Source organism: Thermogemmatispora aurantia (assembly GCF_008974285.1).
In the GTDB taxonomy this organism is placed as follows: Bacteria; Chloroflexota; Ktedonobacteria; order Ktedonobacterales; family Ktedonobacteraceae; genus Thermogemmatispora; species Thermogemmatispora aurantia.
Genome location: NZ_BKZV01000003.1, coordinates 566917 through 586582 on the forward strand (window position 1 = coordinate 566917; position 19666 = coordinate 586582).

The 19666-nt window shown below is 62.6% G+C and carries 14 protein-coding genes and 1 pseudogene; 12 read left to right on the forward strand and 3 right to left on the reverse strand.

Annotated features, from left to right (window positions below; all coding sequences use genetic code 11):
- Positions 1-270 precede the first annotated feature (270 nt).
- Positions 271-3078 (forward strand): bifunctional acetate--CoA ligase family protein/GNAT family N-acetyltransferase, encoded by a 2808-nt coding sequence (locus tag KTAU_RS11980; RefSeq protein WP_151728592.1) that lies wholly within the window; start codon positions 271-273, stop codon positions 3076-3078.
- A gap of 126 nt (positions 3079-3204) precedes the next feature.
- Here KTAU_RS11980 and KTAU_RS11985 read toward each other — a convergent pair whose 3' ends face one another.
- On the reverse strand, positions 3205-4230 hold the full coding sequence (locus tag KTAU_RS11985; RefSeq protein WP_151728593.1) for a universal stress protein: 1026 nt from the start codon (positions 4228-4230) through the stop codon (positions 3205-3207).
- Between the two features lie 423 nt (positions 4231-4653).
- Between KTAU_RS11985 and KTAU_RS11990 the strand changes: the two genes are divergently transcribed.
- The 6 genes and pseudogenes from KTAU_RS11990 (at position 4654) to KTAU_RS12015 (ending at position 11253) form a co-directional block, all read left to right on the forward strand.
- Positions 4654-5796, forward strand: coding sequence for an MFS transporter (locus KTAU_RS11990; protein WP_151728594.1), 1143 nt, complete (start codon positions 4654-4656; stop codon positions 5794-5796).
- A gap of 61 nt (positions 5797-5857) precedes the next feature.
- Positions 5858-8146, forward strand: coding sequence for a molybdopterin oxidoreductase family protein (locus KTAU_RS11995; RefSeq protein ID WP_151728595.1), 2289 nt, complete (start codon positions 5858-5860; stop codon positions 8144-8146).
- 73 nt (positions 8147-8219) lie between these two features.
- Positions 8220-8720, forward strand: a pseudogene (locus KTAU_RS12000) (4Fe-4S dicluster domain-containing protein); the annotation flags it as partial.
- Positions 8721-9027: 307 nt separating this feature from the next.
- The gene (locus tag KTAU_RS21935; protein ID WP_228026424.1) at positions 9028-9582 is read left to right on the forward strand and encodes a QcrA and Rieske domain-containing protein; all 555 of its coding nucleotides are present in this window, start codon (positions 9028-9030) and stop codon (positions 9580-9582) included.
- Positions 9579-9935 (forward strand): hypothetical protein, encoded by a 357-nt coding sequence (locus tag KTAU_RS12010; protein ID WP_052889406.1) that lies wholly within the window; start codon positions 9579-9581, stop codon positions 9933-9935. The genes KTAU_RS21935 and KTAU_RS12010 overlap by 4 nt, the downstream gene beginning before the upstream one ends.
- Positions 9936-10143: 208 nt before the next feature.
- Complete coding sequence (locus tag KTAU_RS12015; RefSeq protein WP_151728596.1) at positions 10144-11253, forward strand: tellurite resistance/C4-dicarboxylate transporter family protein; 1110 nt, start codon at positions 10144-10146, stop codon at positions 11251-11253.
- 15 nt (positions 11254-11268) lie between these two features.
- Here the strand turns inward: KTAU_RS12015 and KTAU_RS12020 are convergent, their stop codons facing one another.
- Positions 11269-11628 (reverse strand): HIT family protein, encoded by a 360-nt coding sequence (locus tag KTAU_RS12020; protein ID WP_151728597.1) that lies wholly within the window; start codon positions 11626-11628, stop codon positions 11269-11271.
- Between the two features lie 155 nt (positions 11629-11783).
- Between KTAU_RS12020 and KTAU_RS12025 the strand changes: the two genes are divergently transcribed.
- Together KTAU_RS12025 and KTAU_RS21780 are read left to right on the forward strand one after the other, a co-directional pair.
- Entirely contained in the window at positions 11784-12566 is a 783-nt protein-coding gene (locus KTAU_RS12025; protein WP_151728598.1) for a MerR family transcriptional regulator, read from the forward strand.
- Positions 12563-13204: a VOC family protein gene (locus KTAU_RS21780; protein ID WP_174844065.1), complete on the forward strand. Its 642-nt coding sequence runs from the start codon at positions 12563-12565 to the stop codon at positions 13202-13204. The genes KTAU_RS12025 and KTAU_RS21780 overlap by 4 nt, the downstream gene beginning before the upstream one ends.
- A 1415-nt stretch (positions 13205-14619) precedes the next feature.
- Here KTAU_RS21780 and KTAU_RS12035 read toward each other — a convergent pair.
- Positions 14620-15012: a hypothetical protein gene (locus tag KTAU_RS12035; RefSeq protein WP_151728599.1), complete on the reverse strand. Its 393-nt coding sequence runs from the start codon at positions 15010-15012 to the stop codon at positions 14620-14622.
- 1477 nt (positions 15013-16489) lie between these two features.
- Between KTAU_RS12035 and KTAU_RS12040 the strand changes: the two genes are divergently transcribed.
- The 3 genes from KTAU_RS12040 to KTAU_RS12050 are packed head-to-tail and all read left to right on the forward strand — an operon-like array spanning position 16490 to position 19127.
- Entirely contained in the window at positions 16490-17362 is an 873-nt protein-coding gene (locus KTAU_RS12040) for a TrmB family transcriptional regulator (RefSeq protein WP_151728600.1), read from the forward strand.
- Entirely contained in the window at positions 17359-18225 is an 867-nt protein-coding gene (locus tag KTAU_RS12045) for an alpha/beta fold hydrolase (RefSeq protein WP_151728601.1), read from the forward strand. Before KTAU_RS12040 ends, KTAU_RS12045 begins: the two co-directional genes overlap by 4 nt.
- Positions 18226-18236: 11 nt before the next feature.
- The gene (locus tag KTAU_RS12050) at positions 18237-19127 is read left to right on the forward strand and encodes an alpha/beta fold hydrolase (protein ID WP_151728602.1); all 891 of its coding nucleotides are present in this window, start codon (positions 18237-18239) and stop codon (positions 19125-19127) included.
- Positions 19128-19666: the final 539 nt, after the last annotated feature.

Consider the following 19666-nt stretch of genomic DNA (forward strand, 5'->3'; position numbering starts at 1 on the left):
CTTACTTCAGATACTATGATCCACTCCCACACTCTCGATCTGTTCACAGCGCCGCCCAATTGACTCACAGTGACCTCACAGGACGCCGGGGTGAGATGGGGAGAAGCATGCAGCGCGGTGTCCCTGCTCTTCTGGCGACCCGTCGTGATGGAACTGAGAGGAGGGCGGCCAGGTAAGAGAGCAGATCGTGAGTTGGACACGCTAGGCTGGTGATCGAGACCAACAGGATACACGTACGCTCTCAATATGTTGAGGAAAGGAGCCACCACAATGCCCCAGCCCCAACCCGCGCCGGGAGGTTCAGCAGCTCAGAAGGGGCAGCCGACCACACTCTTCGACCTGCCCTTTTCGCACCCCCTGCGTGTCTTCTTCGCGCCTCGCAGTATCGCCGTCATCGGAGCCACTGAGCGCCCGGGGAGCGTCGGGCGAGCCGTGCTCACGAATCTGACCACTGCTCCTTTTGGCGGTTCCATCTTTCCGGTCAATCTCCACCGCTCCAGTGTGCTCGGCAGACGCGCCTACCCGCGCGTCACGGATCTTCCAGAGCCGGTGGAGCTGGCCGTGATTGCCACGCCGGCGGAGACCGTCCCTTCTGTGATCGCCGACTGCGTGGCCGCCGGGGTCGAAGGGGCGATCATTCTCTCCGCTGGTTTTCGCGAGCGAGGGCCAGCTGGCCAGGCACTGGAGCGCCAGGTCCTGGAAGAGGCACGGCGGGGTGGGCTGCGGCTTCTGGGACCCAACTGCCTGGGCCTGATGAACCCACGCATCGGGCTGAATGCGACCTTCGCCAGCGGGATGGCCCTGCCGGGACAGATCGCCTTCCTGAGCCAGAGCGGGGCCTTATGCAGCGCCATTCTCGATTGGAGCCTGCAGGAGCACATCGGCTTCAGCGCCTTTGTCTCGGTCGGGTCGATGCTCGATCTGGGCTGGGGGGAGTTGCTCGACTACCTGGGGGATGATCCACATACCAGCTGCATTCTCCTCTATCTGGAGACCGTGGGCGACGCCCGGGCCTTCCTCTCCGCGGCCCGGGCCGTGGCACGGCGCAAACCCGTGATCCTCTTGAAAGGGGGTCAAACTCCCGAGGCCATACAAGCGGCCATCTCCCACACGGGGGCCCTTGCCGTGAGCCAGGAGATCTTCGAGGCAGCCTGCAGCCGCTGCGGCCTGCTGCAGGTGGAGAGCATCGACGAGCTGTTCGCGATGGCTGAGGTGCTGGCGCGGCAGCCACGCCCCCAGGGGCCGCATTTCACCATCGTGACCAATGCGGGCGGTGCCGGCGTACTGGCTGCCGATGCTCTGGCGAAGGCCGGCGGGGCGCTGACCCCGCTCTCCTCGGAAACACGGGCCGCCCTCGACGCGCTGCTCCCCCCCTACTGGAGTCGCCAGAACCCGGTAGACATCCTGGGAGATGCCGATCCCGAACGCTATGCCCAGGCCATTGCCATCCTCTCTCGTGAGCCGGCCAGCAATGGCTTGCTGGTCATCCTGACACCCCAGGCCATGAGCGACCCCACCCGTACCGCCGAGCGCGTAGTTGAGGCCGTGGCAGGCAGCAAACGGCCCGTGCTGGCAAGCTGGATGGGAGGCAGCAGTGTGGCAGTCGGCCACGAGATTCTGACACGCGCCGGCATCCCGACATTTGCCTCCCCGGATACGGCGGCCCGCGCTTTCTGCGCCATGTGGCGCGCCAGCAAGCATCTGCAGAGCCTCTACGAGACGCCCAGTGTGGTGGATGATCCCGAGGAGAGCGCCAGTCGGCGCGCGCAGGTCGCCGGCTGGCTAACCGCGGCCCGCCAGGCCGGGCACACACTGCTCAGCGAGCCGGAGGCGAAGGCAGTGCTCCAGGCCTATGGCATGCCAACCGTCGAGACCCGCGTCGCGCTCAGCGAAGACGAGGCCGTCCAGCAGGCGGAGCAGCTCGGCTATCCAGTGGTTCTGAAGCTGCTCTCGCCAACCATCACCCACAAAAGCCGTATTGGAGGCGTCCGCCTTGCCTTGCGCACGGCTGAGGAGGTGCGGCAGGCCTATCGAGCCATTGCCGAGGCCGCAGAGCGCCAGGCGGGAGCCGGGCAAATGCAGGGTGTGACAGTGCAGCCAATGATTACGCTGGAGGGCTACGAGCTGATCGTCGGCAGCTTCTGCGACCCACAGTTTGGGCCGGTGCTGCTCTTTGGCAGCGGCGGGCGCCTGGTCGAGGTGCAACGCGATACCGCCCTGGCGCTGCCGCCGCTGACCACGACGCTGGCGCGGCGTCTGCTGGAGCGCACGCGCATCTTCGCTGCCCTCCAGCAGGGGGCTGCCGGACTGCCCGCTGTGGATCTGGCGGCGCTCGAGCGCCTGCTGGTGCGCTTCAGTCTGCTCGTGGTCGAGCAGCCGCTCATCAGGGAGTGCGATATCAACCCTGTGCTGGCAGCGGGCGGTCATCTGCTGGCACTCGATGCCCGAATCGTGCTGCACTCATCCGGTGTGCCCGAAACAGCGCTGCCGCGCCCGGCGATTCGTCCCTACCCGAGCCACTACATCGGGAACTGGCAGCTCCCTGATGGCACGCCGGTGACGATCCGCCCGATTCGCCCGGAAGACGAGCCGTTGATGGTGCGCTTCCACGAGCGGCTCTCAGAGCGCAGTGTCTATCTGCGCTGGCTACATGTCCTTGGCCTGAGTCAACGCATCGCCCATGAGCGGCTGGTAGATCGCTGCTTCATCGACTACGATCGAGAGCTGGCCCTGGTGGCCATCTCGCGGGAGGAGGCGTCAGGCACTGGTACAGAGACGCTCCTGGGCATTGGACGCCTGATCAAGCTGCCCGGGGGAGAGGAGGCCGAGTTTGCCTTGCTGATCGCCGATCAGGTGCAGGGGCAAGGACTGGGAACGGAGCTGTTGCGGCGCTTGATGGAGATCGCCCGGCAGGAGGGCCTGCAACGCTTGCAGGGCCGCATGCTGCCGGAGAACCAGGCCATGCTGCGGATCTGCCGCAAGCTTGGCTTTCAGCTGACCTACCATCCCGAGGAGCAGCTGATGCAGGCAACCTTCCTGTTGCGAGAAGGGAGCGAGCTGATCAAGGGACACCCGTGAGAGAAGGAAGGGAGCGCAAGGGAGCCACCAGCACATCGGCCTCGCCGCGCCTGGACGAGCCTGCGTGCAGGTCCCTCGAGCCAGTAGCCGTGGCCAGTGGCTTCCTTGTCCCTGACTGGCGACCGCTCAGTCAAGGTCGTCCTGCAGCGTGCCCCAGGGCGTGCGCGGGGTCTCTTCGATTCCCTGGGGGCGAACGACCAGCAGCGGCAGGCGGGTCCGTTCCAGCACCCGCTCGGTCACGCTCCCCAGGAGCCAGCGATTCAGGCCCTCTCTGCCGTGGGTCGACATGGCCAGCAGATCACAGCCGCCGGGCAGAGGCGTGTCTACAAGGTCCTGGCCGTGCTCTACGACATCGAGAATCGTCTGCGCCACATCAGAGCCAACATGCACCGACCAGGTCAGCTCAAGCTGCAGGCCAGAGACCTTTGGGGCCACCAGCCCGGCGCGGATCTGCTCCACGGTGTGAGCCAGATAGCGGCGGGCCCGCGCCAGTCGTCGCTCGCGCTCACGTCTGGCAGCCTCATCCTCCGCCTCTTCGTCGACCTCCACGACAGCCAGCAGGTGCAGGGCAGCTGGCGCCGGTGTGGCCAGGGCGTGCACCAGCGCCGCGGCGGGTTCCAGGGCAGCCTTAGCGTGGACAGACCCATCGAGCGGTACCACGGCCCGAAGAGGGCGTTCATAGCCTGGTTGCGGACCGGCCAGCATCTCGCCGTGAGAACGGAGCACCAGGACAGGGAGAGATGCGTGACGGATCAGCTTGAGCGCCACGCTCCCCAGCGCCCAGCGCTGCAGACCGCGGTAGCCATGACTGCAGAGCACCAGGAGGTCGGCGCTGACCTCTGGCACGAGACGCAGCAGCTGATCCGCGGGGAGCCCCGACCGCACAATTTTTTCTGTGGGCACATCGTGGAGAACCGGCAGAGCGGCGACGCGCTGCAGATAGGCCTCTGCCGCTTCGGTGGCGCTCTCCAGCCATGAGCGCATCGTCGCTGGATCAAGCGCGGTCGGGGCCCAGAGCAGTGCGGTACCAGGCTGCACAATGCGCGCCAGAATCAGGCGGCCTCTGCTGGCGCGTGCCAGCCGGGCTGCCAACGGGAGGGCCTGCTCGGCGCGCGGCGAGCCATCCAGCGGGACAAGAATACGTTGAAACATCCATGACCTCCTGTTTCTCACATGGAGCTGCTGAGCAGAGGCCAGCTCGCTCAACTCAGCACATCACCTTTTACCGGCAGTATGGCAGGACGGGCACACCGTCTGCTCTCAACGGAGCGAGCTGGACTCACAGCACGATCACAGCGCTTTCCGGCTGGTGATGGTCGCGCTTTACCTTTGTCTTGAAAGGCGAAGAGAGGTGCTCGGCGCCAGGACGCTAACTGTGAGGAGAGCGTGACCTGTTCCTTGGCGCACAGACCCGAGCAGCGTGTTATAGTTGTCTTACAAAGAGAGAAAGAGGCCCGGCTCGCTCGCAGCTCAGCCGGACGAGAGAGAGAGTGGCTCTTTCGTTCGTTGTCGCTCGCGCGCTGGCTCGAGTGTCTCTGGAACAGGCAGCAAGGCAAGAGAAGAAAGGAGACTGTCGTGAGTCAGGCCGCTGCTCAGCAGCAGCGTCTCCCGGAGCCTGCCCACTCCCGGACCACTGTGACTCGCCCTCGTGTTCAGCTGGGATTGCGCACCCGTTGCATCCTTTATGGGGTGCTGGCCGCCGCCGTCTTGACCGGCCTGATCGCCCTTGGGTCGCGCGGCTTTCACTGGTTCGATGCGGCACTGATCGGCTACGTTGTGGCCACGATCTTCGCGGTGGCCGCCGTGACCTACAAATACAGCTTCTGGCTGGCTCGTCCCCCAACCGGACGCTATTGGAGGCGCAGCTGGCGGCTCTTTTTCTCCTATGAGAACTTCAGGCGCTACACGGCGCTCATTCCTCTGGCGATTCTTGACCTATTCTCTCAACAATTTATCCGCCGCCGTGGCCTCTATCGCTGGATCATGCACCAATGTATCTTCTGGGGCGTACTGCTGTCTTGCTGTATCACCTTCCCCCTGACCTTCGGCTGGATTCGCATGACGCTGACGCCGGCAGGCGAGCACCTGCTCTGGTTCTTCGGCTTCCCCCTCTTTGCTTTCCGCCCTGAGTCGGTCCTTGGATTCCTTATTTATCACGCGCTCGATATCACCGCCCTACTGCTGCTCGTCGGGCTGGTGCTGGCCTTCCATCGCCGCTTCCACGATCTGGCGCTCATCAGTATCCAGCGCTTCGGCTTCGACATTGTGCCCCTGGCGCTGCTGCTGGCCATTGTGGTCAGCGGGCTGGCTCTGACGGCTGATAGCGCCTGGCTGGGAGGCGCCTACTACTGGTATCTTTCCCTGGCCCATGAGGTGTTCGTTGTCCTGTGGTTGATCTCTCTGCCGTTTGGCAAATTCTTCCATCTGATCGAGCGCCCGGCCACGGTTGGGATCGAACTCTACTGGAAAACTGGCGAAAGGACGGCGATGCAGCGCTGCGCACGCTGCGGGGAAGAGTTTGCTCCGGCGCGCTTTATTGAGGATCTCAAGAAAACGCTGTTGGAGGTGGGGGAAGATTATACGCTGCGCCATGACAGCTCCCCTCCAGGGCCGGAGCAGGCGCTGTGGTGGCAGGATCTTTGCCCCGCGTGCAAGCGGGTCGCCCGCGGTCAGGCAACCTTGGCCGCACTTGATCCCGAGGGCAACCGCTTCCTCTGAGGAGAGCAGAGCCACATCATTCTATCTCATCCTTTGTCCAGGTTGAAGAGAGGAACACGTCATGTCCGTCGATAAGAGTATCTTTCGGCGACGACAGCGCCAGCAAGAGACCTTTGACTTCCATGCGGCGACACCGGTACCCACAGCCTGGGAGACCAGCATCGAGGTAGAGCGCTACGTTCCCACTCACTGCTGTTTCTGTGGAGTGCAGTGCGGCATGTACCTGAAGGTCGCCAATGGCAAAGTGGTTGGCGTTGAGCCGCGCGAGGACTTCCCCCTCAATCATGGCATGCTCTGTCCCAAGGGGACCAATGCCTATCAGCTCGTGCACCATCCCGATCGGCTCACGCAACCGTTGATGCGGAAAAGAGGCAAGGAGAGCCCATTAGAGCCTGTGGGCTGGGACGAGGCGCTTGATACCATCGTCCAGCGTTTCCAGGAGGTACAGCGCGCCTATGGTAAGGATGCGGTGGCAGTCTTCAGCGGTTCGACGATGACGAACGAGAAATGCTATCTGATGGGGAAATTCGCCCGGGTCGCTCTCGGGACCCGTCATATCGACTACAACGGGCGTCTGTGTATGTCCTCCGCCACCGGGGCCAACGAGCGCGCGCTGGGGATCGATCGGGCCGCCAATCCAATCAGCGACATGCTGCACGCCGACTGCATCTTCGTCATCGGTGCCAACGTTGGTGAGTGCTTCCCGATCGTCACCAGCTATCTCTGGCAGGCGCGTGATCGCGGCTGTAAGCTCATCGTGGCCGACCCGCGCCAGACGCCGATTGCCCGCACCGCAGATCTCTTCCTGCCACTGCGCCCCGGGACCGACTCGGCCCTGCTCAACGGCATGTTGCACGTCCTCATCAAGGAAGGTCTCATCGATGAGGACTTTATTCGCGAGCGCACCGTAGGCTGGGAGGAGGCCCGTGCGCTGGCGGAGCAGTATCCCCCAGAACGGGTTGCGCGCGTCTGCGGGCTGCGTCCGGAGGCAGTCGTCGAGGCGGCCCGTCTCTATGGGCAGGCGCACGCGGCCCTGATCTACACGGCTCGTGGACTGGAGCATCAGAGCAAGGGTGTTGATAATGGGCTGGCGGCGATCAATTTAGCCCTGGCCACTGGCAATTTTGGCCGACCAGGCGCAGGCTACAGCACCCTGACTGGTCAGGGCAATGGGCAAGGTGGCAGAGAAGTTGGTCAAAAGGCCACCCAATTGCCGGGTTGCCGGGAGATCGAAGACCCCGAAGATCGGGCCTACATCTGCTCGGTCTGGGGCATTCGCGAGGAGGAGCTGCCCCATGCCGGCTATCCAGCCACCTTGATGATCCCGGCAATGCTGCGGAAAGAGATTCGCGCCTGCCTGCTGATCTGCTCGAATCCTCTGGTGTCCCTACCCGATCTACATACCGCCGAGCGAGCCTTTCGCAGCCTGGACTTCTTTGTCGTCATCGATCCCTTCCTCTCAGAGACCGCCGAGCTGGCCGATGTGGTGCTGCCGGGCAATCTGTGGGCTGAAGAAGAGGGCACGACGACCTCGCTGGAAGGGCGGGTCATTAAATACAATCAGGCCGTTGACCCTCCTGCGGGACGCCAGGATTGGCAGACGATTTGCGAGCTAGCGCGGCGCCTTGGCAAGGGGCAATACTTCGCCTATCGCTCGCCCCGCGATATCTTTGATGAGCTGCGCCTCTGCACGCGCGGCGCCAGGTCAGATTATTGGGGAATCACCTATGAGAAGATCGAAGAGCAGGGAGGCGTCTTCTGGCCCTGCCCCAGCGAGGATCATCCGGGGACGCCGCGCCTGTACGAGGAGCGCTTTGGCTTTCCCGATGGGCGCGCCCGCTTTCACGCTGTGCCCTACATTCCGCCGGCGGAGGAGCCAGACGAGACCTATCCCTTTGTCCTGACCACAGGGCGGGTGATCTACCATTACCTCTCGGGTAACCAGACGCGGCGCATTCCCTTCCTGCGCGAAATGGCCCCCTATCCCTGGGTCGAGCTGCACGAGCAGGCCGCTCAGCGTCTGGGCATTGCCGATGGGGACTGGGTGACGGTGCGTACACGCCGTGGTGAGATGACGGCGCCGGCCCTGGTCGTGCGCACGATTCGTCCGGACACGCTCTTTATTCCCTACCATTACGGTCACAGCCAGGCAGCCAACCAGCTTACCAACCCGGTGCTGGAGCCAATGATGAAGATCCCCGAGTTCAAGGTCTGCGCTGCCGCGCTTGAACGCGCCCCTGGGCCGCCGGAGTGGGCGCGCTCCATCGATCAGGAGCAGCTGACCCAGGCACAACAGCGACGGCGCGAGCTGCCTGCCGCTGCCCGCCGTGCTGTACCGCAGCCGCGCTAGCGAAGGGAAATGGATAAGGAAGCAAGAGGGAAGGAGGAGAAGGAGCGTGCCGGAAACGGTCACCATCAAGCAGATGTTCCTCGATCCTTCGCGCTGCATCGGTTGCCGTTCCTGCGTGGCGGCCTGCCGTGAGTGCGACACCCATCGGGGCGAGAGCATGATCTACATCGACTACATTGAGCGCGCTAACACGGTGGCTTCCTCGCCAACCGTCTGTATGCATTGCGAGGACCCGCTGGCACCCTGTGCCCAGGTCTGTCCTGCCCAGGCCATCCTGGTGAGTCCCGATGGAGTGGTGCATCAGGCCGATGAGACGCGCTGCATCTACTGTCGCAACTGCGGTTACGCCTGTCCCTTTGGAGTGCCCAAGTTTGATATCCGCGGACACTACATGCGCAAATGTAATCTCTGCTATGACCGAACCAGTCAGGGCAAAGGGCCAATGTGCGCGACGGTCTGCCCGACCCAGGCCATCTTCTATGGCACCTACGAGGAGTGGCTGGCGGCAGGCCGGGGAGCGCAGGGAGCAAAGCCCGTTAATCTCTTCTATTTTGGGAGCCAGCGCGTGCGGACCCGCAACTACGTGGTGCTCACCGGAGATGACGAGGCTCTCGATCTGCTCGCACTCCTGGACGAGGCCTCGCTGGGCCTTGGACAGGAGGCTCCCGCGGCAACAGCGAGCCGCAACGCTGCTGACTGGGTGGACGCGCGGACAGCGGGCATCCCTGAACGGGCTGCACCTGCCCAGCCGTGGATGCCACGCGAGCCGGCCCCTGCTCCGGTACCAGCCAGTCCGGCAGGCCCTGCCTGAAGGGATGCAGCCAGATAACCGGTCGGCCTGCCGACCGTGCCAGTAACGCAGACGGAAGGAGATTCTGCCTATGGAATCAGCAACGCATCGTTTTCGGGTCCGGCGCCAGGATCAGCCCGGGTCGGCGCCTCACCCTTCTGAACCTGCCGCTGAATGGCGCCAGGAGTTCCCGTACGTCTGGAGCGAAGACGAAGTCGTGACGCGCCGAGATACGCTCTACTTCTTGCTCGCTGGCTCAGGGGCGCTCTGTCTGGCAACGGGCACGCTGGCGCTCATCGGCAAGCTTTCAGAAGGCAGTCCCAGGAAGATGGTGCCCGTCGCGCGCGTGGGCGAGCTGGCAGAGAATCGCTGGAAGGTCTTCGCCTACCCGGACGAGTACGCTCAGGGCATCCTTATCCATTTGCCAGGCAAGGGGCTGGTAGCCTACAGCGATGTCTGCACCCATCTCTCTTGCGCAGTGACCTACCAGCCGGAGAGCCAACGGCTCTACTGTCCCTGCCATGAGGGTCTCTTTGATGCCGCCACGGGCAACGTGCTGGCTGGACCACCCACTCGCCCGCTGCCGGTGATCGAGTTGGAGGAGCATCAGGGAACCATTTACGCCGTGAGGATGGTGCTGCGATGAGTCAGACAGTCAACAGCGGGACAGGTCCAGCCCGGCCCCTGCGTCGTTCGCTCGGGCCAGCGCGGGCCAATCCCGATGACCCGCCAGTTCAGCCGCCCCCGCGCGGTCGGTATGGTCCGCTCCCCGGTCCGCGCTATCTGGGTATTCCCGGGCGTGCAGCCATCGTTCAAGGGCAGGTCTTACTCGTCGCGCTCATTGTCATTGTGCAGCTGTGGCTGGTGACCGACGCGCTCTACGAGCTGCTCTCAGGGAGGACCAGCCTGCTGCCCTGGTTGGCGCTTGTCAGCTTGCTGGGCTTTGGGCTGGCCCTGCTGATCACGCTCTGGCCCCGCCGCCAGCTTGCGGAAGAATAGGGGCAAGCCGGGTGGCTGCTCTGCCTGCCTGGCAGAGTGAGGAAGGGAGCGCCCGGGCTGGTCTGAGCGAAGAAGGGCCAGCCAGCCCGGCGCCGTGCGTGGCGCAGCGCGGCGAGCGAGCAAGGAGCGTCCCCGGGCCACGCATGGGGTGAGTGACTGGCTGAGCATCAGCCAGGAAAGCAAGTGCACATGCGCAGAGGAGGATGCTGTGAAGAAACGGCCTCTGAGTGACTACCAGGCACATTGGTGGAACTGGGTCAGGCAGCTCTATCCTGGCTATTTTGCCTGTGTCATGGCGACGGGTATTGTCTCCATTGCGCTCCTCTTGAATCGGGCCGTGCTCGTGTCGGTGATCCTGGGCTGGCTCGGTGGTGGCCTCTTCCTCTTGCTGCTCGCTCTCTATCTCCTGCGACTTGTGCGTTATCCCCGGGAGGTGCTCCAGGACGCCACCGATCCAGGCAAGCTTTTTGGCTATTTTACGGCGGTAGCAGCTCCGGGAGTGCTGGCCACCCGGGCCGCCTTGAACCACTGGGTGGGGCTGCCCATACTGCTGATTGCTTTTGCTGCAGGAATCTGGTGCTTCCTGACCTACTGGGCTTTCGCCGTACTCCTCTTCCGCAATGAGCGGCCTCTGCAACAGGCTGTCAATGGGAGCTGGCTCATCAGCATTGTGGGGACCGAGTCACTGGCGATCAACTGGACAATATTGACTACCTTCTGGCCGGAGCGGGCCGCGGTGCTGCAACTGGTGGCTTATGCTTTCTGGACGCTAGGGGTCTTGCTCTATCTGATTTTCATCACCTTCATTGTCTATCGATTCTCCTTTGGGAAGATCTTGCCCGCCGATCTGACGCCTCCCTACTGGATCAACATGGGGGCAATGGCAATCACCACCGTAGCCGGCATCCGCTTGTTACAGGCACCCCATCCAGCGCCCCTGCTCGTCAGCGTCCAGCCTTACATCACCGGGTTCACCCTCATGATGTGGGCCTGGGGGACCTGGTGGCTGCCCCTGCTGGTCCTCATCGGGATATGGAAGTATGGGATCATGCGCCAGCCTCTGCGCTACGAGCCGGCACTTTGGAGCATCGTCTTTCCCCTGGGGATGTATGCGACAGCCCTGCACCTGCTTGGGCAGCTTCCGGGTATAGCCTTCTTTGAGGTAGTGGCAGCCCCTTTCACCTGGGTTGCGTTCAGCGCCTGGCTGCTGGTGATGGGAGGCTGGTTGTACTCGATTGGGCAGACGCTGAGCCGGCTGCGGGCGCGTGCCCAGGCGAGCGAGTCGCCGCCGCTAACTGTTTCCGAGCGCCAGGGGTAAGCCGGCAGCGAAGGGTCACCAGCCGTCCCCGGGAAAGGCCAACGGCAGCCAACGCTGAGCGTACACCTGGCCGTCAGTGAGGGAGGGAGGTACGCAGGCGCACATCGAGCGCGGCGATGTCAGGCGCTCCGCCTCGTGGTGCCTGGGGCCACTCAGTGACGTGCCCCAGTACTGAGACGGTGCCCCGGGATGGCGAGCGATCAGATGGAGATGCAGGTGTGGAATGGGATCCTCCAGAATAAAGGCGTAGACGTGCTTGGCCTGGAGGACCTCATGGAGCGCCTGGCTGAGCCGCCCCATGAGCAGGCTGACCGCCTGGACCTCGTCAGTGGTCAGATCAGCCAGCCCTGGTGCATGGCGCAGCGGCTCGATCATCAGCTCTTATGAGGTGAAGCAAGCGCTGGAATGCGGCGGGGAAGGCCGGTGGCCGGGCTGGTCGCAGTGACCAGGGCAGCTCTTGCCTGACAGAGAGGCCTTGACCCTGACACAACGTCATGGAGTAGCATACCTGTCAGAAGGAGGTGACCACAGTGGACTATACGATCGGGCAGCTCGCCCGGCTGGCCCGCGTCAGCGTGCGCACCCTGCGCCACTACGATCGCATCGGTTTGTTGCATCCCAGTGCTCACTCCCAAGCTGGCTACCGCCTCTACTCCAGCCAGGACCTGGAGCGTCTGCAACGTATTCTGTGCTATCGCCAGCTTGGCTTCTCGCTGCGCCAGATTAAAGCGCTGCTCTCAGCGCCAGCGACCGACCCCCTCGCTGATCTGCAGCAACAACGTGCCTTGCTCTGCAAGCGGATCGCCTCGCTCCAACAGATGCTGGAGGCCGTCGACAAGCTGCTCAAAGCCCGCTCAATGGGGATTACGCTGGAGCCGGACGAGATGCTGGCCGTCTTCGGTGAGGATGATCCCGTTGCCTTCTCCGAAGAAGCGCAACAGCGCTGGGAAGAGACAGCCGCCTGGGCCGAGGCCAAACGGCGCGCTGCATCCTTTAGCCGGGCGGATTGGCAAGCGATGCAGGCCGAATTCAGCGCGCTCATGCGCGGCCTTGCCGCCGCTTCCGCTCAAGGGGTGCCGGCTGCGAGCGCTCAGGCGAGGCGGCTGGCCGAAGCCCATCGCCTGTATATTGAGCGCTGGTTTTACCCGTGTAGTGCCCATCTACATTGTCGACTGGCCGATCTCTATGTGAGCGATGCACGCTTTACTGAGAGCTTTCAGCGCTTTGCTCCCCAGCTCGCGCAGTATCTGCGCACCGCCATCTACGCGAATGCGGGGTATATGAGCGCCCGTGAGAGAGGAGATGACCGATGACTTCTTCGGCTTTTGATGCTGAGCAGCCTCATGAGGAGGCCGCTGTGGAGGTGCCCACGCCTGAGATTGACCTGAGCATCTATGTGATGCCCTTCTTCGCCACGCTCACGGTCAGCCAGCTAGAACGCTCGCGGCGGTGGTACGTTGACGGGCTGGGCTTCGTGGTGCTGGCAACCATCCCGGGGCCAACGGGCGAGCCGGCGCTCATCCATTTGCGTCGCTGGCGCTATCAAGATCTGTTGCTGGTTCCGGCCCGTCAGGAGCAAGAGCGAGCGCCATCCTCGCTGGCGCCGTCGTCGGCAGGCTCGCGCATTCGGCTGACGTTCGCCGCCCACGGTACCGATCTGGCTCAGCTGGCGGCGACGGCCCGGACGGTGGGCGACGGGACGATTGAGGGGCCCTACGCGACTCCCTGGAATACGTTCGATGTGCTCGCCCGCGACCCCGACGGACACGAGATCGTTTTCACGTCCAGGCTCCCTGCCGAGCAGCACGATCCAGCTTTTGCGGCGCGGATGGAGCAGGTCCGCCAGCAGATGCAGGGGACCGGGCAGGCTTCTCATCGAGCGACGGCCCCTTCCAGGCAAGGGCCTTCTCTTCCAGTCGGGCCTGGTGAGGAGATCTCAGGTACCCCTTGATGCACCTGGGCTGGTTTTCTTCAGTAGTACAGGACCACTGTGGATAGCAGCGGTGAGCGTGCTCCAGGTGATCCCTGGTGAGCCTCACACCGCCGCGAAGGCGAGATTCTCGCGCTGCAGACTCCTGCTCCAAGGTACGGGTGGGATCACTTTTTTGTCCATAGGCGGCGACAAACTGGTAGGTTGTCTGTAGCTGATTGCATTCCTGGAGCATAGCCTGGAGAAGCGTTTGATACAGCTGTAGGCTCAACTGAAAGCGTTTCGTCGCCGCCACGCTCAGGGCCAGAGCGGATTCGCGGAAGCCCAGCGCGAGCAAGGAGCCGATGCGCCCGCCCCAGTCTCCGAAACGCCGTCTTCAGCATGAGCTGACCATGCCTGCCGGCGTACTCACCTCCACGGGGGCCAATGCCCCGGCACTGCCCTGGGTTGCCTCTCTGTCCGCCCTGGCTTTGCTCTTGAAACCATCAGTGCTCACGCCGCCACGCTCTGCGAACGGCTTATCTTTGCGGTTAAAGTAAAGGAGTCCACTCCTCCCTTTCCGCTCCTCACGCGCTCTCTCAGCCCTGGCTAATCCCGCTGGCTGCGCTTCGGCGTGGACATCGATGGTCTGCCTCTTTCTTTCAACTCCAGTCTCAACTTTCAACCCCAGACGGGCTTCGTCACTGATTCTGACCCCGCGGATCAACTACCAGCACCATGCCATGTATCGGTCTCAACCCCAGACGGGCCGTCTCGCTGATTCTGACAGTACCCTCTGTAGGGTAGGGGAGCATCTGGAGCGACCTCCGTCAAACTGTTTCGATGATCCCAAAAATCGGTCATCAATGACTACTCTCATACGGTCATCATTCCAGCCACCATTGCCCTGCCGCCTCTCTGCTCGCCGCTTCGAGGAAGTAGATTCAGCAACAATACAATCCTGTGCAGCTCGTTTCCGGCCCCTGGTTGTGTTGAGGCAGTGCGTTGCCCACCTCAGCCAGACCAGCCCTCCCGCGCAGGCCGTCTTGCAGATGAGAAGCCGGCAGAAGGGTAAAGTGTGATCTCTCCCAGGGGTATCCAGGAAGGTAACGGCTCCTCGCGGCGAGCAGTATCTGTCTATGAGTGCCCGGGCCGGGCGGGTCTTCTTTTATTTATTTCTCCTTTCATTTCATTAGGGCGCAGAAGAAGTACACAATCGGCGTGTTCTATCGTATACTCTTGAGAGATATACTGCTCTCTTCCTGACTACAGGAGTGAGCTGGCTCGCGACAGAGACGATGCTGCTGGCTGGTTTGCACTGATACACCGAGAGGGAGGCCGCCGCTCACGATGTCTACACCATCCTCTTCCGCGCTTGCTATGACCGGGTCAGGTCGAAGGCTGGCGCTGGTTATCGGGATCAATGGCCCCCCTGCGGCTCACCGAGTGCCGCTGGCCTATGCAGAGGCCGATGCCTGTGGCATGGCGGAAGTCCTGGTACAAGCCAGAGCAGCCCGAAAAGGCGTGCTGCCGAAGAGAACCCCCTCGGTAAAGAGCAGCTCTTCGTCGCTGGCAGGAAAGAGCGTGGTAGGGCATTTGAGCGGGCGAACAACCTCGCGGCTGCTTGCCAGCCGAACCCAGCGCTGCAGATTGTTCCTGGCCTCGCGCTGGAACTGGCGGAGGAAGAGCGACTGAACAATCTCTTCGATCAGGGGCTTCAAGGTGTCCCAGCCATATTTCTGGAGAAAGCGCCGGGTCAAGCCCTCGACAGTTCGGCGATCCAACCGGGCTGAGATCAGGCGACGCTGCATCATGAGCCAGCCAAGCTGCAGGGTCAGCAGGGTCGTCACATGCCTTTCGACCTCTTGTTGCAGATCGGCGTAGAAGCGCCTGGCCAGGATCAGGGCCTGCTCCTCATACAGATCATTGACGATCTCTTCAGGAGTAAAGTCTAAAACGAACGATTGCAGAGCTGTAGAGACATACTCGGCAGCGAATCTTTCCAGATGCTTTTCAATGATACGAACGTAGACGGCCTGATATTGCCTGGCTGAGGGACTGCTTGCTCGGGCTGAGCTGGGGAGGAGAGACCTACTCCCGGGCCTCTTGTTCAGGTGACAAGGCTGCTGATGGCTGCGGCCCTGCTCTTCGCGCTCTTCTTCCTGGTGAAGCGCTGGGCCGCTGAGCGGCAGCAGCTCAGCCTACCCGGCCACGAGATCTTTCTACTGTCCTCTTCCTAACCTGTGCCTACGGCTTCACCTTCTTCGGCATTCTCTACTACTCGACTTGCCGCTCTTTATTTAAGCCGTCCCTGGCCAGACCTCCCTCAGCTCCAGTGCAGCCCTCACCTCGCTCTTGCTGGGGGTAACCGTTGGCTCGATCGCCTCCTGCCTGCTGGTCTCCAGGCTCGGGCGCTACTGCATCGTCTCACTGGTAGGATCGCTGACGCTGCTGACAGGCACGGCGCCGTTTGGCGATACCGGGCATGGGGAGCACCCTGACCCGCGCGCAGCTCCTCGCGGTCGTCGGCGGCAGCGATCCCACTGCCCGTCAGGAAGGCCTCCTACGGTGATGTGGGTGAGAGGCATCTAGCAGCACTTCGACCTGTCCCGCTTCCCGCTGAGAGGGAATACTGCAAGGCGCGATGATGCCAGCCACTGCCTGCTGTTCGAGTCACACTCGTAGATAGCGCCCGTGTGTGCCTGATCTCTCGACCAGCTCGGCAGCGGTGGCCTGGCCTAGGAGGCGTGCAGGACCCCGGCCCGCGGCGCGAGGACGGATGAGGCGCGATGGGCCGACAGGGACCCAAGGCGGAAAGAGAGGGAGGTGAAAGGGGACCATGAGGGCGGACAGGCGGATGAGGGACACGATCGATCGCGCTCACACGGAATGGCATCCCCCAAGGTGCCCAACAGGCGCCCGGTTCGTAGGAGCGTGATTTATCAGGCCCTTCCTTGGGGCCTCGCTGGCACCCAGCCCTTCCCGTCCAGCTAGGTCGCCTTGGTAGAATGGAGGCCAGCGATGACCGTAGCAGGCAGAGGCCCGCTGGTCACGTGGCGCCGGGGGAGGGGCGCGCTTCATCATACCCGTACAGACTTTTTAATCTTTCTGACATTCTGATCCCGGCTGCACTCGCATTCCCTGGATTGCTGTTCACTCCTCTCTGACAGCTTCAGCCAGGGCTATGAGTGCCAACCTTCCCTATCGGCGGCAGGCGAGCTTGACGCTCTGTAGCCTCGGAAGTATAATGTTGTTATCAGACTAACAACATACGACGGCGTCGAGTAGCACGCCCTCACCGGTCGAGCAAGCGGCCCGAGGAGAGAGATGGCGCAACCGGATTCCCTGATTGACCTCTTGCAACAGCTTGGCTTTACCCAATACGAAGCCCAGTGCTACCTTGGCCTGCTGCGCCAGCATCCCCTCAATGGCTCGCAACTCAGCACTGTCTCTGGCGTTCCACGTTCGATGGTCTACCAGACCCTGGATCGCTTAGAGGCAAAGGAGGCCGTGGTCCGCATCAGGCGCGAGCCAGGGGAACCACAGCAGTATGAACCGGTTGCCCCCAGACTGGTCATCGCCCGTCTCTCCGCCCAGTTCCAGGCCACCTGTGAGCAGGCCGAAGCCGCGCTGAGCGCGCTCGAAGAGACGCCTACCGCCGACATCGTCCTCAACATCGTTGGGACCGACGAGATTCTCCGGCGCGCCGCCATGCTGGTTCGTCAGGCACGGCTTCGGCTCGGCCTGATGGGAGGATCACAAGAGCTGGCCGCGTTAGCACCTGAGCTCCGGGCGGCGGTGGCCCGTGGAGTGGTTCCACGCCTTGTCAGCATCGGACCGGCTCCGCAGGTGGATGGACAGATCATCACCTTTCTGGGAGAGAATGTCTCTGCGCCAACGCGCTTTCTAGTCGTGATCGCAGATGCCGCCTCCTTGCTCATGGCAACATTTGCGCCTGATGCACAAGCCACCGCCGTCTTGACAGAGAATCCCCTGCTGGCCCGGCTGCTCTCCGCGTTCCTGAACACCGAATACTACCTTGTTCGCGCCGCTAACCGGCACCCGGCGCTGGTTGGGCAGATGCTCGAAGAGGTCCTGGAACCTGAAGATCGAGAGCGCTATGCCCGCATCTTAGGCTTCTTTCAGCGCCGGGCGCGGTCTGTGCAACCTGAGGCAGACGAGAAGGAGAGCACCCCATGAAAATCATCCTGTCAGAGATCTTTTACCAGCAGGTCCCGGTAGACCAGCAAGAGCGCCTGTCCTCCTTTCGCACGGCGCATCCGCGTCAACAGGTGGATCTGCTGGGGGTCACGTGGAGTTATCTGCTTGGGGGACAGGGCAGCGAGACGCTTCTGATCCTGCCTGGGGGTGAACGTTTGGGGGACGTGGCCTTTCCTCTTATGGAACAGTTTGAGCCAGCATGTCGCTGCCTTTACCCTGCCTATCCCCCGCTCGCCACGATGGAGGCCCTGCTCGATGGCCTCGCGGCCCTGCTCGACCGGCTTTCGATCGCCCAGGTCATCCTCTTTGCGGCCTCCTTCGGGGGCGATGTCGGCCAGTGCTTTGTCCGCACGTATCCTGAGCGGGTCAGCAAGCTCATCTTACTCAACACTGGCCTGCCAGAGGCGCAGTTTGGCAAAGCGGCCAGGCTTGGGAAGGTGCTGATCTCCCTCTTGCCGCTGAGGATCATGCGCCTCCTGCTTCAGAGACGGCTGATGAGAGGGCTGGCGGTGCGATCAGAAGAGCAGCCGCTGTTTCAAGCGATACTGCGTGAACTGGTGGCCCACCTCACGCGGGCGGATCTGCTCAGTGCCTTCGATGGTACCATCGATTATCATCTCCATTACCGCTTTTCGCCTGAGGACCTCTCAACCTGGTCCGGGAACGTGCTTATTCTCCAGTCGGATGATGACCCTGTCACGACCCCGGCCAGGCGTCTGGCCCTGCGTCAGGTCTATCCGCAGGCCCAGATGCACCTCTTTCAACAGGCCGGCCATACCCCGTTTCTCTCCCAGCCAGACGAGTTCTACCCGCTTGTGCGCACCTTTTTGCGTGAGTCTTGAAAGGAAGAGAGATGGCTGCCTTCATTCCCTCCTCCACAGATGTCACCATCCAGCTACGCGATGGGCGCCGTGTGGGCCTGGCGATGATCGGGCCAGAGGATGGCTTTCCCATCATCCATTGTCACGGATCAGGCAGTTCACGTCTGGAAGCGACGCTGTTGGCCGTCCAGGCAGAGCAGGCAGGAGTACGACTGATCGCACTGGACCGACCGGGTGTCGGTCTTTCTGATCCCAAACCCAGCTATCGGCTGCTCGATTGGCCTGATGACGTCGCGGAAGTCGCCGATCATCTGGGGATCAAGCGCTTTGCTGTGGAAGGCTTTTCCGCCGGTGGCCCCTATGCCCTGGCCTGCGCCGCCAGGATTCCGCAGCGGCTCACAGCCTGCGGCCTGATCAGCACAGTCGCCCCGCCTGACCTGATCAGAAAAGCCGGCCCCCTATGGATGCGCATCATATGGGGAGCCGGAGCGCGCCTGCCCCATCTGTTGCTGTCCTATGCACGTCTGGTACAGCGCATGACCGGCACTAATGCCGCCAGCATTGAAAAGTATCTCGCCCTGTACGCCAAACAGCTGGACCCGGCAGATCAGCAGCTCCTGAGCAACCCGGAGATCAGACAGCACCTGGCCCAGGCGATGGCTGAAAGCTTCCGGCAGGGAGCGGCAGGCAATCTTGCAGCTGTGCGGGCTGAGGTGCAACCCTGGGGCTTCTCGGTCGAGCAGGTGGCATGCGAGCGCCTCCACTTGTGGCATGGAGAGCAGGATCGCGTCATGCCGATTGCGCCAGTCCGTCTGCTCGCGCAGCTTCTGCCCCATTGCGTTGCTACCTTCTATCCCGAGACCGGGCATTTCTCGACCCTGGCTCACCACTGTCTAGAGATCTTCAGCTTGCTTCGTGAGTAGTTCGCACCTGTGATGAAAGAGCGCCGAACTCGGGATCGAGGGAGAGCCTGGTCAGAGCCAGAGAGCGCTTGCTGAGGCTGGCCGAGCTATGCGTGTAGGAGGCTGCGGCGATAGTAGGCGGCAGCCCACTGAGGATTGAGACGCGGAACCTGGTTGAGATCAGAGAGAGCCAGTTCGAAGTGGCCGGGCTGCGCGTGACAGGCCTACCAGTTCCCTTCTGCTTCCTGTGCAGGAAGAGCAGGGGCGAGACGGCGAGGGCAGGCCGGGCTGGAGCAGTCAGCCCCAGCGAGAACGGCCCTCCGGGCTCACACCAGCAGCCTGATCAAGGTGAACAGAGAGGGAATCATTTCCCCAATGAGAGCCAGCAGCCCGCGACACACCACGGTAAAGCCGCCCGGCTGGCCGGACTGAGTAGAGACAAAAGAGGCATTCGATCAGAACCTTCCAGGGCAGCGCCTGGGACAAGAATGGCAGGCCAAGCAGCAGCCTGATCAGCAGATCAATATTCGTGATACGCAGCAGGATTCTCCAGGGCAGGA